The 16,324-nt window shown below is 66.2% G+C and carries 12 protein-coding genes, 2 tRNA genes and 1 pseudogene; 9 read left to right on the forward strand and 6 right to left on the reverse strand.

The genetic code is table 11. The features are described from left to right. The 5 genes and pseudogenes from AB5Y70_RS10430 to AB5Y70_RS10450 all read left to right on the forward strand — a co-directional run bounded on the left by AB5Y70_RS10430 (position 1) and on the right by AB5Y70_RS10450 (position 2,859). A tRNA-Tyr gene (locus AB5Y70_RS10430) sits at positions 1–85 on the forward strand. A 42-nt stretch (positions 86–127) separates the two neighbouring features. Beyond that, positions 128–212 (forward strand) — tRNA-Tyr (locus tag AB5Y70_RS10435). A 136-nt stretch (positions 213–348) separates the two neighbouring features. Next, entirely contained in the window at positions 349–621 is a 273-nt protein-coding gene (locus AB5Y70_RS10440) for a hypothetical protein (RefSeq protein ID WP_039040070.1), read from the forward strand. A 112-nt stretch (positions 622–733) separates the two neighbouring features. Further along, a complete protein-coding gene (locus AB5Y70_RS10445) occupies positions 734–1,465 on the forward strand; it encodes an EAL domain-containing protein (protein ID WP_279988868.1) in 732 nt (243 codons plus the stop codon). Positions 1,466–1,547: 82 nt separating this feature from the next. After that, a pseudogene (locus AB5Y70_RS10450) lies at positions 1,548–2,859 on the forward strand (endonuclease/exonuclease/phosphatase family protein). Between the two features lie 56 nt (positions 2,860–2,915). Here AB5Y70_RS10450 and AB5Y70_RS10455 read toward each other — a convergent pair. From AB5Y70_RS10455 to dsrO, 3 genes are read right to left on the reverse strand one after another with little or no spacing between them, the layout of a single operon-like run. Next, positions 2,916–6,023, reverse strand: coding sequence for a tetrathionate reductase subunit A (locus AB5Y70_RS10455; protein WP_319872545.1), 3,108 nt, complete (start codon positions 6,021–6,023; stop codon positions 2,916–2,918). Further along, positions 6,023–7,159: an NrfD/PsrC family molybdoenzyme membrane anchor subunit gene (gene nrfD / locus AB5Y70_RS10460; protein ID WP_279988865.1), complete on the reverse strand. Its 1,137-nt coding sequence runs from the start codon at positions 7,157–7,159 to the stop codon at positions 6,023–6,025. Before nrfD ends, AB5Y70_RS10455 begins: the two co-directional genes overlap by 1 nt. Then, on the reverse strand, positions 7,149–7,937 hold the full coding sequence (gene dsrO, locus AB5Y70_RS10465) for a sulfate reduction electron transfer complex DsrMKJOP subunit DsrO (protein WP_049636159.1): 789 nt from the start codon (positions 7,935–7,937) through the stop codon (positions 7,149–7,151). The genes nrfD and dsrO overlap by 11 nt, the downstream gene beginning before the upstream one ends. Positions 7,938–8,196: 259 nt before the next feature. Between dsrO and AB5Y70_RS10470 the strand changes: the two genes are divergently transcribed. The 3 genes from AB5Y70_RS10470 (at position 8,197) to pepE (ending at position 11,602) form a co-directional block, all read left to right on the forward strand. Further along, on the forward strand, positions 8,197–10,140 hold the full coding sequence (locus AB5Y70_RS10470; protein WP_279990445.1) for a sensor histidine kinase: 1,944 nt from the start codon (positions 8,197–8,199) through the stop codon (positions 10,138–10,140). A 1-nt stretch (position 10,141) separates the two neighbouring features. Further along, positions 10,142–10,753: a response regulator transcription factor gene (locus AB5Y70_RS10475; RefSeq protein ID WP_049636161.1), complete on the forward strand. Its 612-nt coding sequence runs from the start codon at positions 10,142–10,144 to the stop codon at positions 10,751–10,753. Between the two features lie 120 nt (positions 10,754–10,873). Beyond that, positions 10,874–11,602, forward strand: a complete 729-nt coding sequence (pepE, locus tag AB5Y70_RS10480) for a dipeptidase PepE (RefSeq protein ID WP_049636162.1) — start codon at positions 10,874–10,876, stop codon at positions 11,600–11,602. Positions 11,603–11,668: 66 nt separating this feature from the next. Here the strand turns inward: pepE and AB5Y70_RS10485 are convergent, their stop codons facing one another. Genes AB5Y70_RS10485 through AB5Y70_RS10495 form a run of 3 tightly spaced genes read right to left on the reverse strand, consistent with a single transcriptional unit; the run spans position 11,669 to position 14,742 of the window. Beyond that, positions 11,669–13,207: a DHA2 family efflux MFS transporter permease subunit gene (locus tag AB5Y70_RS10485; RefSeq protein ID WP_049636163.1), complete on the reverse strand. Its 1,539-nt coding sequence runs from the start codon at positions 13,205–13,207 to the stop codon at positions 11,669–11,671. A 1-nt stretch (position 13,208) separates the two neighbouring features. Continuing rightward, the gene (locus tag AB5Y70_RS10490) at positions 13,209–14,276 is read right to left on the reverse strand and encodes an HlyD family secretion protein (RefSeq protein ID WP_279988862.1); all 1,068 of its coding nucleotides are present in this window, start codon (positions 14,274–14,276) and stop codon (positions 13,209–13,211) included. A 37-nt stretch (positions 14,277–14,313) separates the two neighbouring features. Further along, a complete protein-coding gene (locus AB5Y70_RS10495) occupies positions 14,314–14,742 on the reverse strand; it encodes a MarR family winged helix-turn-helix transcriptional regulator (RefSeq protein WP_223924155.1) in 429 nt (142 codons plus the stop codon). Between the two features lie 122 nt (positions 14,743–14,864). Between AB5Y70_RS10495 and fumC the strand changes: the two genes are divergently transcribed. Then, positions 14,865–16,256, forward strand: a complete 1,392-nt coding sequence (gene fumC, locus AB5Y70_RS10500; RefSeq protein WP_279988860.1) for a class II fumarate hydratase — start codon at positions 14,865–14,867, stop codon at positions 16,254–16,256. Positions 16,257–16,324: the final 68 nt, after the last annotated feature.

A 16,324-nucleotide genomic window follows, 5' to 3' on the forward strand; every position in this document is an offset into this window, starting at 1 on the left:
GGAGGGGTTCCCGAGCGGCCAAAGGGATCAGACTGTAAATCTGACGGCTCTGCCTTCGAAGGTTCGAATCCTTCTCCCTCCACCATTCAAGTGCGTCAAGTAAGTAAAAATCAGGAAAATACCCCGTGGAGGGGTTCCCGAGCGGCCAAAGGGATCAGACTGTAAATCTGACGGCTCTGCCTTCGAAGGTTCGAATCCTTCTCCCTCCACCATCCTTCAGACAACCCGGCCTCGCGCCGGGTTTTCGCTTTTCTGAATAGAATCCATATGGCGCTGTCAGATCTGACAATTGCCCTCCCCGCACTTTTTAGAAACAGTGGAGCCTCATGTCGCAAGGAGTGCACACAGATGTTTGAAATCTGGGATGAAACGGGTCGCGAGCACGGGCTGACACTGGCCGAGCTGCAACTGCGGCTGCGGGATTACCAGGGAGACGTGATGGTGCGCTACCTCAACCGCCTCGGCCTGCCGAGCACCCTCTTCCTGACCATCCGCCAGGGATGTGCCTATCAGCGCTTCAAGGCGGGTTCCCCCATGCTCGACTGGTCCTGGCTTGCCCAGGCCATGCACGCAGCCCCCCTGGCTGGCGCCGCACCTGCACAGGGCCATGCCCTTCCCTGACCCCCTCCTTCCTGCCCACGCCCAAGCAGGGCCCATTATCAGACTCTTCCTACAGCCTCCCTTTAGACCCTCCCTGTATGATGCGTAACCATGTTCCCGTCAGGTGAAGGCCATGTTTGCGTTCAAAGAAGAGTATCCCGTGAGTGCCATGGTCAGCATGGCGGATATCGTCGTCCCCTTTTATCAGCCCATCATCGGCCAGGATCGTCAGGTCAAGGGGTATGAGGTGCTGGCCAGGCGTTGGGATGCCGGCAGCCAGGGTTATCAGAGCATCGATTTTGCCGCCCTCGGCGAAGATGACGCTCTGCACCTGGATATCGTCATGCTAAGGGCCATCATGCGCGATCTGCCCGTGCTCGCCCAAAAAGGCCCCTATGCACTCTCCATCAACCTCAATCCGGCGCTCTCCAGCCCCACCTACCGCAATCTGCTGTTGCTGGTGCTGCTCCAGGCCCGCAAGCTGGGGATCGACATCTGGTTCGAGGTGCTGGAGCACGTCAGGATCAAACACCAGCACAGGGAGATGATCGAGGTGTTGCGAGCCCATGGCGCCCACATCGCCTGTGACGACTTCGGCTCCCTGGCATGCAACTTCCAGCGCCTGATGATGCTCCCCTACGAGATCGTGAAACTTGATCGCTCCCTGCTGCTCCAGGCTTTACGCAGCACCCATGCCCTCAACATGCTGACGGGGCTGGTGAAATACCTGCAACGACTCGGCATGGCCGTGGTGTGCGAGGGAGTGGAGACCCAGGCCCATATCGAGGTGGCGAACCGGCTGGGCTGCGACTACCAGCAGGGCTACGCCTACGCCATTCCCTCCCCTCTCTCCCGCTGGGCCTGAGCCGAGCGCTTGCGTGTCACGGGGGAAACCCGGGCACCTTTCCCATGAAATCCGGCAAGGTGCTGCCATTTTCCTGCCAAAGATGGCAGGCTGTCCCGGCCACACTGACGCCGAGGCCCGCCATGGTTCGCTTTGCCACCTTCAATCTCGCCTTCGATCGCACCGCACCCGGCATGCTGGGGGAAGAGCTCGCCCTGACCCGCACCGAGCAGGATACCCTGCTGGCCCGCCTCACCGACGGCACCTTGAGCGGCGCCGAGAAGACCAAGGCCCTCGACGTGCAGCAGATCCGCAACATCGCCGAAATCATCCAGCGCACCCGGCCGGACGTGTTGCTGCTGAACGAATTCGACAATGACGGCAAGGGCAGCGACACCAAGGACCTCAAAGCCTTCAACGACAACTACCTGGCCCATGCCCAGCACGACGAGGTGACCGCCATCAGCTACCCGGTGCTGCAGAACTTCGCCACCAACACCGGCCTGATGAGCGGCCATGACCTCAACCTGGACGGCAAGGTCAACAACGGGCCGGACGACGCCTGGGGCTTTGGCAACTACCACGGCCAGTACGCCTTCGCCGTGATGTCCCAGTACCCCATCGATACCAGGCAGATCCGCACCTTCCAGACATTCAAGTGGAAGGAGATGCCGGGCGAAGCGAACCCCGTCATCGACGACTGCAACAATGCCAAGGCGCCGATCCCGGCCAGCCGCCAGTGTGGCGATGCTTGGTATGACGACGCAGCCTGGCAGGCGCTCCCACTCTCCTCCAAGAACCACGCCGACGTGCCGGTGCGCATCAAGCGCGGCAACAAGGAGGAGGTGATCCACTTCCTTATCTCCCACCCGACCCCACCCATCTTCGGCAACGCGGCGCGCCACAACGTCAAGCGCAACCGTGCGGAGATAGCCTTCTGGCAGGACTATGTGGCAGGGGCAGGGGCAGGCTACATGGTGGATGACGCCGGCAAGGCTGGTGGCTTGGCCGAGGGCGCCAGGTTCGTCATCGCCGGGGATCTCAACGCCGATCCCCAGATTGGCGATGGGGATCTCACCGCCATTCAGGCGCTGCACAACCATGTGCTGGTCAATCAGGCCGTCACCAACGGCGCCCTGATCCCGGTCAGCCAGGGCGGCCCCGAGTGCCTCGCCAGCCAGCCGGATCAGTGCAAGCGCAACAACAACCGCCCCACCCCGGAGCGCATCACCAGCAGCAGCGGCCTGCAGCTCGACCACGTGCTGCCCTCCGCCAACCTGAACGCGGTCGCCTCCGGCGTGTTCTGGCCAGCCAGCTTCGAACCTGGCTACCACCTGGTGTATGACGCCAAGCTGGGCATCGCCAAGGGAGTCAGTTCGGATCACCGCCTGGTGTGGGTCGACGTCACACTGTGACAGTGACGCAGAGCAGACAAGCAACGGGGCCCGCAGGCCCCGTTTTCACTGGTTTGTCATACCAGCTTCTCCACCTGGGCCGGCAGCCCCTGGCGGGCCGACGAGCCGATGGCCCAGTCCACCAGGGGATAGCGGCCATGGCGGCTGGGATCCAGCACCGCCAAGTCATTCAGATTGACCCCGGCTCCGCGCAGCGGATTGGCGACCACTTTCTGGCCATCTATCCAATGTTCCCGCGCCCCCAGCTCCTTGTGGCCGAAGCCGTGCTCGATGGCGATGGCATCGGCCTGCACCCCGGCCACGCACTCGGCCACCCCGATCACGCTGCCATCCGGGGTGCTGACCCGCACCCTGTCCCCGCTCTCTATCCCCAGCTGCGCCGCCGTCTGCGCATTGAGCCGCACCCGGTTGCTGGGGTTCACCTGGCGCAGGCGATCCGGACCGATGCTCATGGAGCTCATGGTGTGGGACTTGTAGCTGGTGAGCAGCAGCGGCCACTGGGCCGGCTTGAACGCCTCATTGAGCGGCGTGCCGTCCACCAGCTGGGGGCGGAAGAAGCGCGGGGTGCCACTCAAGAACTGGCCGCTCTGGCTGTGACGGCGGCTGCCCACCTCGGGGTTCCACACCATCAGCGGCTTGGGCCAGCGCTTGCTCGGCTGACCCGCTTCATCGCGCCCCTTGGCCACCGGCTCGAAGCGCCCGCCGCGAGCGAAGAGGTAGGCGGCGCGGCCCGCCTCATCCTGGCTCAAAGTGGCATTCAGCACCGGCAGGATCCGCTCCACCCCGGACCAGGCAAGATCCTCAGGCCCGATAGGAGGCACCGGCTCGCCGAGATAGGCGACGTTGGCCGCGCCGTAGAGGGAGAAGTCCGCCGCCCGGTTCAAACCGTGCAACTTGCCGTCCGCCCCTTTGAGCGCCCCCTCGCCAAAGCCCGGCAGCCCCAGCCGTTTGGCCACCGCGATAAAAAAGGACTCCATGCAGACAGGATCTCCCTCGGCGGTCTTGGCGACACGGGGCTCCACGATGGGCCAGCGACCGGTGGAGACCTTGGTCATCACCCCGTGCCAGGCGGTGGCCCAGCCCCAGGACTCGTAGGTCAGGGTATCCGGCACCAGGTAGTCCGACAGCGCCGACGACTCGTTGATGAAGCTGTCGATGCTGACAATGAGCGGCAGCACGGCAGGGTCTTTGAGCTCTTCGCCTATGGCCTTGGCGAGCCCGGCCTGACCGTAGAGGGGGTTGCCCATGTGGTTGATCCAGGCCTTGAGCCGGTAGGGATAGCCGTTCACCGCCGCAGTCAGGTGTTCGCCGAGCAAGGGGCCCGAGATCGGGAACCAGGGCTCTTGCGCCGGATAGGGGTTCTGGCCCGCCTCGCGATTGCGCCGATATTCGGAGGTCTTCTCGTAGGGGAACTTGGAGCGCGACAGGAAGACCCCGGCGGGTTTGACCATGCCGGGGAAGCTCGCCAGATCGTAGCGCGGCCCCGCCCCGAAGGGATCGAACTTGCCGCCGCTCGCCACGGCGCCGCCCCGAGCGTTGAGGTTCCCAATCATGACGTTGAGCATCATGATGGCCCAGGCCGAGTAGAAGCCGTTGGCGCTCATGGTGCCGCCGTGGGAGACCACCGCCGCCAGGGTGCCGTGGCTGGTGAACTCCCGTGCCAGCGCCTCGATGTCGGCCACCGGCACGGAGCACTCGGCGCTGTATTGCGCGAGAGTGTGCTCGCGGCACGCCTCGGCCAGCAGCTGGAAGCTGCTCTTGACCGTGAACTCCCCCTTGGGGCCCTGAAGGGGGCGATCCACCCAGAGGTTGGCCCGCTCACACTGGCCGGCGGGTCTCGGCTCGCCACTGCCCGCCTCCTCTACCAGCATGGCGTCCCCCTCCCCATAGGCTTCCCCCTCAAAGGGCAAGCCGAGATCGCTGGCCCGCAGCATCTGGCCGAAGCGCGGGTGAGTCTCGTCGCAGAGCACCAGATGGCTGGCGTTGCAAAAACCGCGATAGCCGGCCCGCTCGGCAGCAGCGGCATGGGGTGCCGTCAGGAAGGGTTCGGCGTAGCGTCGATTGTCGATGATCCAGCGCAGCATGGCCATGGCCAGGGCGGAATCCGTGGCGGGCCGGATGGGCAGCCAGCGGTTAGCGGGGGCGGAGGGCATGTTCACCGTGTTGGGCAGGCTGGGGGCCACCACCACGTAGGAGAACGGCTTGCCCGGTCGCGCCCGGTTCGCCGCCAGCTGGCGTGACTGACGCTTGAAGGGGTTGCCCGATTGCTGGGGCGAGGTGCCCATGAACAGCAGGAAGTCGCTCTCGTCCCAGTCCGGCTTGAGGTGGGCGTTCTTCTCCAGATCGTCCAGCAGGGCGCCGGCCCCGACCCGGAACGACAGGCCGCAATAAGCGCCGTGGTTGGCGAAGTTGCGGGTGCCGAAGCTGTTGAAGGTGAAGCGCTTGATGAAGTGATCTCGCCCCTCGTCCGAGGCGTTGCTCACCAGCAGCTGGTTGGCCCTGGGGCCGTATTCCGGGTTGGCCGGGTCGAGCGGCTCGGCGAGGTTGCGAATGGCCCGCAGCCCCTCGACCTGGCCCTCGCCAAACAGATCACCCCCCTCCACCACCTCGGCCACCAGCTGCTCGAAGGGGATGCTCTGCCAGCGGCCGCTGCCACGGGGCCCCAGCCGCTTGAGACAACGGGTGACTCGCTGCGGGCTGTCGAGCTGCTCCAGCATGGCGTTGCCCCGGGCGCAGGCGGTGGAACGCCCGTCCAGCCCCCCTTCCTGGTAGCCGCTGGTAGCGAGCAGCGCCTGCTTGACCGGGGTCTTGAAGTCGATGTGATGGCGGGCGGAGAGGGGGTGATAGGGGTTGCCCAGGATCCGCACTATCTGGTCGCGTTCGTTGTCGATGCGGGCTCGCACTCCGCACAGGGTCCAGCAGCCGAGGCACATGGTGTTGGCAACCCGCTGGGCCGGGTTGGGGTGCAGCTCCCCCCGCTCGTCAACCCGGTACTCCACGGCCAGCGAGTTGCCATGGATGGGATCCCGGGTCGGCTTGCCCGAGCTGCCGGTGGCAAGACCAGTCGCCACCTGCTTGAGGGTGTCGCTGTAACCGGCGACGAACAGCCCGGTACCGCCGGCGATGGCGGCGCCCTTGAGAAACTTGCGTTTGCTGTGATCCATCAGAGTGCCTCGCGTGCAAAAGGAGTGGATGCCTTGATGGCGGGGGAAGCAGAGGGGCGCACCAGCTCCGAGAGGGCCACCAGCAGGGCCAGCAGCAGACCGAAGGTGCCGAGAATGCCGAGCACACCGGCCGGGCCCCAGGCAATTTCATAGAGGTAGACGCCGGCCCCGTACTTGGGTGCGAGCTGCCCCTGGATCAGCACCAGCCAGCGCAGGCCCCACACCAGGTGCAGCCCCAGCAGCGCCAACCCCCAGAGTGCCAGGCGGGCAGATATCCTTCGCCGCAGCAGCATCAGCAGGCCGGCCAGCCCCAGGGTCAGCAACAGCCAGTGGGCCGCCAGCCGCCAGCTCGGGTCGAGCCGATAGAGGGCCGCGGCCTCTGTTGCCGAGGCGCCGCCAAACAGGGCCCAGCCCAGCAGGGCCCAGCCCAGCAGGGCCCAGCCCAGCAGGGAGAGCGCCAGCAGGCTCAAGGTCCAGCCGCTCTGGCGCAGCAGGGTCGACTCGGTCTGGGCCCCCCAGCCCGCCAGCAAGCGGTTGAGCAGCAGCAGGGCACTCTGGGCCCCCAGCACGGCGCTCAGGGTCAGCAGCCAGGGCAACCAGGGGGAATGCCAGAGCGGGCGAGCCGCCACCGCCATGGTCTCGAGCCCGGTGTAGAGGGCGATGCTGAGCCCGCTCAGGGCCGCCAGCAAAGAGAGGGGCCGCTGCCAAACGTGCCCCGACCAGCTTCCCAGGCAGAGCAGCCGGGCAAGGCGGGCTATCTTGTCCCCTTCTGCGCCGCGCCGGGTCAGGGCAGGCCTTAGCAGCAGCCAGCCGAGCAACATGGAGAGCAGGCTGAACAGCGGCAGCAGATAGGCGCCATACCACATCACGGAGCCAAAGCGCGTCTGGGCGTAGAAGTGCCAGGCTCGGGCCGGCTGGTGCAGATCCGCGGTCAGGGCGATGGGAGCCACCAGGCCGGCCGCCACCATCAACACCGCCGCCAGGGTCTGCAGCCGCGGATCCGGTGCCTTGCGCCACAACTCAAACGCACCGAGCCAGAGGGCCCCGTAGGCGAGGCCGATGAGAAAGAAATATTGCACCGCCCAGGGCAGCCAGGTGATGGGCTGAGCCGGGGCCAGCAGTTCGTTAATGACCATGGGCTATCTCCTTGCCATCGTCGGTGAGCAGGGTGCGCAGGGCCGGGTTGCCGTCGACCTTGCTGACGAAGGCCTCGTCCATGCCGAGATAAAAGACCCTCGGCTGGGTGTTGGCCTCCGGCTTGAGCACCTTGAGGGCGGACTCATGCTCGCGCAGCAGCCGGCTTATCCGGCTCTTGGGGTCATTCAAATCGCCTATGATGCGCGCCTCGCCGACACAGCTCTCCACGCAGGCGGGCAAGAGCCCCGCCTCCAGCCGATGGGCGCAGAAGGTGCACTTGTCGGCGGTGTTGGTCTCGTGGTTGATGAAGCGGGCATCGTAGGGGCAGGCCTGCACGCAGTAGCCGCAGCCGACGCACCAGTCGTTGTTGACCACGACGATGCCGTCGTCGCGCTGGAAGGTGGCGCCGGTGGGGCAGACCTCGAGGCAGGCGGGCTCGGCGCAGTGGTTGCACAGCCTCGGCAGCATCAAGAGGGAGGCGGGAGCCGCGAGGGCGGCCACGTCACTCACCTCGTACTGGCTCACCGTGGTGCGAAACTGGCCGAGAGGGGGCTGGTTTTCGATGGTGCAGGCCACGGTGCAGGCCTGACAGCCGACGCAGCGGCGCAGGTCGATCAGCATGCCGTAACGCTTGCGCCCGTCCCCCCGGCTGATGGCCGCCCGCCCGTTGCGGGGAGCGGGAACGGACTGCGCCTGAACCTGGGTGACGGGGATCAGGGCCGCCCCTGCGGTGAGGGCGGCGATCCCGGATAACAATCGGCGCTTGCTGGGCTCCATGGCGTCTTTCCTTCTGCTGAGCTGGCTTGAAAGGGGTTGGGCCGATTGTCCTCAACGCAGGAAGTCGCCTCTATTGTGGTTTTCCACATACCGGGAGCCGGGTTGATCCAGCGCAATAAAAAATGGCCCAGCCCTGCTGAACTGTGACCGGGGCGGCGTTTGCCGCCCCTCCCGGCCCCGTTCGCGTGCAAGCGCGCGCTCCGGTGATAGACTGCCCCCTTTGCACCGAGAGGAGAGCCCCCTGCACGCCCCAGTCCCCTTGCCCCTGCTCAGCCTGCTGCTCTGGCTCGCGCTGTCAGCCCTGCCGCAGCGGGTGCAGGCCGCCCCGACCCCCTCTTCGCCAGCGCCGGCCCGACAGGAATCCGCACCATCCCAGGCCACGCCGGTGCAGACCATGGCCGAGCCGATACGCATCGGCGTGCTGGCAACCCGCGGCCCGGCCCTGGCCAGAGCCCAGTGGCAACCGCTGTTGCGCTGGCTGGCACTGCGCGTGCCCGACCATCGCTTCGTGCTGCATCCGCTGGGGCTCGATGAACTGGCCGAGGCCGTCGCCCGCGAGCACCTCGATTTCGTCATCACCAACCCGGGTCAGTCGGTGAGTCTGGCGCGCCAGTACCCGCTGGCCTGGCTCGCCACCCTCAAGAGCCCGGCCGGGGGAGACAACCTCGCCATCGGCGCCGCCCTGGTGGTGCCTGCCCAGGCCCCCTACCGACACTGGCGTGATCTCGAGGGGCAAGCGGTCGCCGCCGTTTCGGAGAACGCCTTCGGTGGCTACCTCGCCTATCGCTTCGAGGCGGGCGAACAGGGGGTCAGGCTGGAGCGCTTCTTCTCCACCGTGCAGTTCACCGGCTTTCCGCTGGACCGGCTCATCGAGCGGCTGGCGGCAGGGGAGGTGGCCGCCGCCATCGTGCCGGTGTGCCAGCTCGAGCGCATGGAGCGGGAAGGCAAGGTCGCCAGGGGGGCGTTTCGGGTGCTGGACGATCAGGCGCCGGCCGGCTTTGGTTGCCAGAGCTCGACCCGGCTCTACCCCAACTGGTCCTTCGCCAAGACAGAGCGGGCCTCCCCCGCGCTGGCGCTGGCGGTGACCCGCGCGCTGTACGATCTGCCCGCTGATAGCGAGGCGGCCATCGCCGCCGATTCGGCGGGCTGGACAGTGCCCACCAGCGAGCTTGCCATCGACCGCCTGCTCAAGGCGCTGGATCGCCACCCGCTACAGGGCCCCTGGTGGCAAGCGGCCTGGCACTGGCTGCGCCAGCATCAACAGTGGGGCTGGGGCGCCCTGGCGCTGGTTCTGCTACTGGGGGGCCACCACCTGCTGCTGCAATACCTGTTCAACCGCAGCCAGCGCCGGCTGCTCAAAGCCCGTCACCAGCTCGAGCAGAAGGGACGCCAGCTGGCACAGGCCAGACGGCTCGCCGAACTGGGCGAGCTGGGCGCCAACGTGGCCCACGAGATCAATCAGCCCCTGAGCGCCATCGCCAACTACAGCCAGGGGGCCTTGTTGCGACTGGACAGACTCGCACAAGATCCGGCCCAGGCTGCCGCCCAGGCCTCCCTGCGTCAGGCCCTGGAGCAGATAGGGCTTCAGGTCCAGCGCATCACCCAGACCGTCAACCGGCTCAGAGCCAGGCTGCAAAAGCGCCCTCCCCGCGTCGCGCCTTGCGACCTGCCCACCCTGGTGGCGGAGTTGCGCCCCCTGCTGGAGCAGATGCTGGCGCCGCTCGACGTCGCCTTCACCCTGCACTGGCGGGGCCAGCCGCGCCGGCTCCCTCTGGACGGCACCGGGATGGAGCAGTTGCTGGTCAACCTCATCAAGAATGGCGCCGAGAGTGCGGCGCAGAGGGTAGCGAAGAGGGCGCGCGCCGCTGTTCACTCCCCTGCTCACCCCCCTACGCAAGCACCGGCGCAGGCGCCTGCCCGGGTCGAGCTGCTGATCGCCTTCGAGTCACAGAGCCTGCTGCTGGAGATCCGCGACAACGGCGCCGGCCTGAAGGTCCCCGCGACCGAACTGCAGCAGGCGTTTTACAGCGACAAGCCCGATGGCATGGGGTTGGGGCTGGCCATCTGCCGGGAGGTGGTCGAGAGCCATCGCGGCCAGTTCAGTCTGGAGAACCTGAGCCCCCACGGCTGCCTGGCCCGGGTCATTGTGCCCGTGCCGCCACCCGAAACCCTCCCTTCATCCACCGACATGCCGAGGAACTGAGATGCCGCCCCCTGCCCGCCCCCCGCTCTATCTGGTTGACGATGACGAGGCCGTGCTCGACTCCCTGCGCTTCATGCTGGAGAGCTGCGACGAGCGGCAGCTGCTCAGCTTTGCCGATGGCGAGCGCTTTCTGGCCGAGGTCGATCTGCACCAGCCCGCCTGCCTCATCCTCGACTGCCGCATGCCGGGGCTGTCGGGCCCCGAGGTGCAGCAGCGGCTGAAGGCGGCCCAGAGCCCCATCGCCATCCTGTTTCTCACCGGCCACGGCGAGGTGCCACTGGCGGTGGAGTCCCTCAAGCTGGGGGCGGTGGATTTCTTGCAAAAGCCGGTGCAGCTGGCCCCCCTGCTCGCCGCCATCGAGCGGGCCGAGCAGGCGACGCAGGCGGCGGCGACCCGCCTCGCCCAGCTGGCCGCCTTTGAGCGCCTCACCCCGCGCGAACGCCAGTTGTTGCAGCTCATCGCCCGGGGCCACAAGAACCAGCAGATAGCGCAGGATCTCTGCATTTCGGTGCGCACCGTCGAGGTGTGCCGCGCCAGCCTGATGAAACGCCTGGCGGTGAACTCCCTCGCCGAGATGCTGCTGCGCTACGCGCAGGTGAGCGAACCCCCCTGAGTGGCCTGCAACCGTACAAAACGGGCAGGGATCACACATTTGGCGCTTTGATGGCGGTAGAGTGCCCTCTTCTCTTCACCAGGACCGCCCGGGTCCTGCGCCTTGTTTCGAGGACACATCATGGAACTGCTTCTGCTCAGCAATGGTAAAACCACAGAACACCCCGGCCTGCTCGGCTGGGCCCGCGACCGGGTGCAAACCCTGCTCGCTCGCAACCAGGTCAAGCGCATCCTGCTCATCCCCTACGCGGTGATCCGCAGCGACTGGGATGCCCGTGCCCGGGAGCTCACCGAGAGTCTGGGGGTGGACGCCATCAGCATCCACCACTTCGACGATCCGGTGGATGCCATCAACCGGGCCGACGCCATCTTCATCAGCGGCGGCAATACCTGGCTCCTGAACCAGCGGCTGCACGAGTATGGTCTGGTGGTCCCCATCCAGCGTGCGGTGCGCGAGCGGGGCGTGCCCTATGTGGGCTGGAGCGCCGGCTGCAACGTGGCCACCCCCAGCATCCGCACCACCAACGACATGCCGGTGTGCAGCGCCGTCGTGCTGCCTGCGCTGGGGCTCTTCCCCGTGCAGATCAACCCCCACTATCTGGACGCCAGCATCAGCGGCCACATGGGGGAGACCCGGGACGAGCGTCTGGCCGAATTCTGCGCCATCAACCCGAGCGAATCCGTGGTGGCCCTGCGCGAGGCGAGCCTGTTGCAGATCGGCAGCGATCACATCGAGTACTGGAGTGCCCGGGGCGAGACCTTCAAGATATTCAAGCACGGCGAACCCATCCGGGAATACGGGGACGCTGCGCCTCTGGCAGCGCTCACCCCCTTCACGCCGGCACGCTGATCCTGCCAAACGACAGAGGGATGGCCTGCGCCATCCCTCTTTCTTTGTTGCTCGCCCCTTCGTGATTCACTCCAGGATGGCCATCTCCTCCCGAGAGCCGCTGCGCCCGGGAGCCCTCAGCAACGCCACCAGCGGCACGGCGCACAGGCTGACCCACATCATCAGGCGAAAATCCTGCAGGTAGGCGAGCAGGCTGGCCTGCCGGGTCACCTCGCCGTTGATCATGGCCAGCCCCTTCGGCGTCATCAGCTCCGCCATGCCCCCGCCCTGATGCAGGTTGACATTGAACGGGGTGATGTAGGCGGCGAACGCCTCGTGGTTCATCTGGGATCGCTGGGCCAGATAGGTGATCACCACCGAGATGCCGATGCTGCTGCCGATGTTGCGCACCAGGCTGAACAGCGCCGTCCCCTCGTTGCGATAGCGCGGCGCCAGGGTCGCAAAGGTGATGGTGGAGAGGGGCACGAAGATGAAGCCGAGCCCCAGCCCCTGGATGATGCCGGTGCGCACTATGTCCCAGTTGCCGATGTCAGTGTTGAACAGGGTCATCTCCCACATGGAGAAGCTGGTGAGCAGCAGCCCTGACAGGATGAGGTAACGGGCGTCCACCCGGCCCGACAGCCTGCCCACCAGCATCATGGCAACCATGGTGCCCACCCCGCGCGGGGCGAGCAGGTAACCCACGTCGATCACCGGGTAACCCATCAGCCCCTGCATAAAGGGAGGCAGCAGCGTCATGGTCGCCAGCAAGATGATGCCGGCGATGAAGATGAAGAGCAGACCGACGCTGAAGTTGCGATCCCGGAACAGGGCCGGTTCTATGTAGGGGTGCGGGTGGGTGAAGATATGCACCACGAAGAGGTAGAACGCCATCACCATCAGGGCGGTCTCGATGACGATCTCGGGGCTGGCGAACCAGTTCTGGGACTCTCCCCTGTCCAGCGCCATCTGCAACGCCCCGATGCCGAGACTCAGCAGGGCGAACCCCAGCAGATCGAAGCGGCGGCTGGCATCGATCTTCGTCTCCTCGATGAAGGCGGCAAGTCCGAACCAGGCCAGCAGGCCGAACGGCAGGTTGATGTAGAAGACCCAGCGCCAGTTGTAGTACTCGGTGAGCCAGCCCCCCAGCGACGGCCCCAGAATGGGGCCCACCATGACCCCTATCCCCCAGAGCGCCATGGCGGAGCCGTGCTTCTCCGGCGGATAAGTGTCCAGCAGCACCGCCTGTGAGAGGGGCACCAGACTGGCACCGAAGATCCCCTGAAGCAGGCGGAACAGCACTATCTGATCCAGGCTCTGGGCCGCGCCGCACAGCATGGAGGCAACGGTAAAGCCCGCCACCGACCACATGAACAGCCTTTTGCGGCCAATTCTTGCCGAGATGAAACCGGTCAGCGGCATGAAGATGGCGGCCGCCACTATGTAGGAGGTGAGCACCCAGGAGATCTGATCCTGGGTCGCCCCCATGGCTCCCTGCATGTGGGGGAGGGCCACGTTGGCGATGGTGGTGTCCAGCGCCTGCATGATGGTTGCCACCATCACCGACAGGGTGATGAAGGTGCGACGGGAAGCCTGGTCGGCCTGCCCTGTGGCTGCGCTCGTCATATCAACCTCGACCTGACAGGCCAGGCAGGGTGCGCTGATGGCCGGTGTCTATCTCGGCGGTGGCACTCAGACCCGCCCTCAGGGTGGGCTGATCCGCTCCCGAATCCAGCTTGATCCGCACCGCCACCCGCTGGGCGATCTTGACCCAGTTGCCGGTGGCGTTCTGGGCCGGGATCACCGAAAACTCGGAGCCTGTGGCCGGGCTAAGGCTCTCCACCACCCCGGTCCAGTGCGCATCGGGGTAGGTATCCACACTGATGTCCACCTTTTGACCAGGCTGCACATGGGTCAGCTCCGTCTCGGTGAAGTTCGCCTCCACCCAGGGGGTGTCGGTCTCCACCAGCATCATGGCGGTCATGCCCACCAGATTGTACTGGCCGGGCTTGGGCAGCTGGCTGGCGATGCCGTTGGCGGGGGCATAGATGGTGGTGCGAGCCAGATCCAGCCTGGCCTTGGCCAACTCGGCCGCAGCCTCCTGATAGGCGGGCTGCTGCTCCACCGGCAGGTTCACGTCCCCGCTGAGGGAGGCTTCAATCTTCTTGAGCCCCTCCTCCAGCGCCACCTGCTGCTGGGCGGTCTGTATGGTGAGCTGGCGGGCATCGTCGTAATTGGCGGTGGAGGTGAAGTGCCTGGTCACCAGATCCGCCTGGCGACGCTCCTCCTTCAGGGCATAGGCATGGCGGGTGCGTGCCACGGCGATCTCCGCCTGCTGGCCGCGATAACTGGTCTGCAGCGCCACCAGATCGGTGCGCACCTTCGCAAGTTCCGCCTCGGCCTTGGCCACGGCGACCCGGAAGGACTCCTGATCCAGCTCGAACAGCGGCTGGCCGGCCCGGACCTGCTGGTTTTCCTCGACGAACACCTTGGCCACCCGGCCCAGCACCTCGGTGCTGATGGGGACCTTGTCCGCCTTCACATAGGCGTTGTCCGTCTCCACATAGCGCCCGCCCTGCAGGTAGATAACGCCCGCCCCGATCAGGGCCAGTGCCGGCACCACCACCAGCAACAGCAGGCGGGTGCGGCGCCGGTTGGCGGCGGGACGGGAGGAAGAGGGGGAATCAGTGGTCATGATATGGCTCCACGTTGGTTGGCATCACAGGAAAGCATCAGAGGTGGCCGAGGTTGGCACGCAGGATCTTGAGGGAGCAGCACAGCGCCTCGGTCGCCTCCTCCCCCAGCTCGCCGATGGCCCTCTGATGCACCAGATCGGACGCCTGTTTGATCATCGCCAGATAGGGGGTGGCCCCTTCGGTCAGATGGAGCTGATAGGCACGCCTGTCATGGGGGTCGCTGCGCCGCTCCACCAGGCCGCTCTCCGCCAGCTGATCGAGCTGACGGGCCAGGGTGATGGGCTGGATGTCGAGCCGCTCCGCCAGATCCACCTGGCGGATCCCTTCGCTGCGTGCAATGTGCACCAGAGCCCTGGCCTGGGCCAGGGTGAGGCAGCTTCCCTCCAGCTGCTGCTGGAACTGGCGGCGCATCAGGCGCTGGACGTCGCCGATGAGAAAGCCAAGGGTGTCCGGTTGTTTGTTCATGATGTGCAACCTATATAGTAAGCTTTACTTGTTATATGCAAAGCGTATCCATGTGCAAGCTGGCCCCGGCCGCCGTTTGGGTTCATGCTGGGTGCCACCACCTCAACGGCAGGAGACACGTCATGGATATCAGGATGGAGCGGGACAGCCTGGGGGAGATAGCCGTCCCGGCGGACAGGCTCTGGGGGGCCCAGACCCAGCGCTCCCTGCATCACTTCAACATCTCGGGGGAGCGCCAACCCATGGAGATCATCCATGCCCTGGCCCGCATCAAGTCCGCCTGCGCCCGGGTCAACCACGCCCTGGGGCTGCTCCCCGCCCGCAAGACCCAGGCCATCATGGCCGCCGCCGACGAGATCCTGCGCGGCCTGCACGACGCCGAGTTTCCCCTGATGGTGTGGCAGACCGGCTCCGGCACCCAGACCAACATGAACCTCAACGAGGTGCTGGCAAACCGGGCCAGCGAACTGCTCGGCGGCCCCCGGGGGGAAGCGCGGCTGGTGCATCCCAACGACGAGGTAAACAAGAGCCAGTCCAGCAACGATGTCTTCCCGAGCGCCATGAACCTGGCGGCAGTCACCGCCATCACGCAGCGGTTGCTGCCGGCCCTCGCTGCCCTGAAGCAGACCCTGTCAGGCAAGGCCGCCGCCTTCGACCACATCGTCAAGATTGGCCGCACCCATTTGCAGGATGCCACTCCCCTCACCCTGGGCCAGGAGATCTCCGGCTGGGTCGCCCAGCTTGAACAGGGGGAGCGCCATCTAAAGGCCGCCCTGCCCCATCTGTGCGAGCTGGCGCTCGGCGGCACCGCCGTGGGCACCGGCCTCAACTGCCCTCCCGGCTTTGCCGAGGCGGTGGCCAGGACCCTGGCCGAGCAGACCGGCCTGCCGCTCATCAGCGCCCCCAACAAGTTCGAGGCCCTGGCGGCGAGTGACGCCCAGGTTCACGCCCACGGTGCCCTCAAGACGCTGGCAGCCTCCCTCATGAAGATCGCCAACGACGTGCGCTGGCTGGCGAGCGGCCCCCGCAGCGGGCTGGGGGAGCTGCTCATCCCCGAGAACGAGCCCGGATCCTCCATCATGCCCGGCAAGGTCAACCCGACCCAGAGCGAGGCGCTCACCATGCTGTGCGCCCAGGTGATGGGCAACGATGTGGCCATCAACATCGGCGGCGCCAGCGGCAACTTCGAGCTCAACGTGTTCAGGCCCATGATCGCCTACAACGTCCTGCAGAGCGTGCGGCTGCTGGCGGATGGCATGCAGCGCTTCCACGACCACTGCGCCGTCGGCATCACCCCGAACCAGGCCAGGATCGACGATCTGCTCTCCCGCTCCCTGATGCTGGTGACGGCCCTCAACCCCCATATCGGCTATGACAAGGCGGCCGAGATCGCCAAACGGGCGCACCATCAGGGGCTGAGTCTGCGGGAGGCGGCCATTGTCTCGGGCCACCTCAGCGCGGAGCAATTCGATGCCTGGGTGATCCCCGCTGACATGGTGGGTCACACGCCATAAGGCCGCGCAGCGCACGGCAATCCCATGCCCGGGGCATACCAGCGCAGGTGGCGGGCGCAGCAAATAGG

The organism is Aeromonas sp. s1(2024) (assembly GCF_040908005.1).
GTDB classification, from domain to species: domain Bacteria; phylum Pseudomonadota; class Gammaproteobacteria; order Enterobacterales; family Aeromonadaceae; genus Aeromonas; species Aeromonas caviae.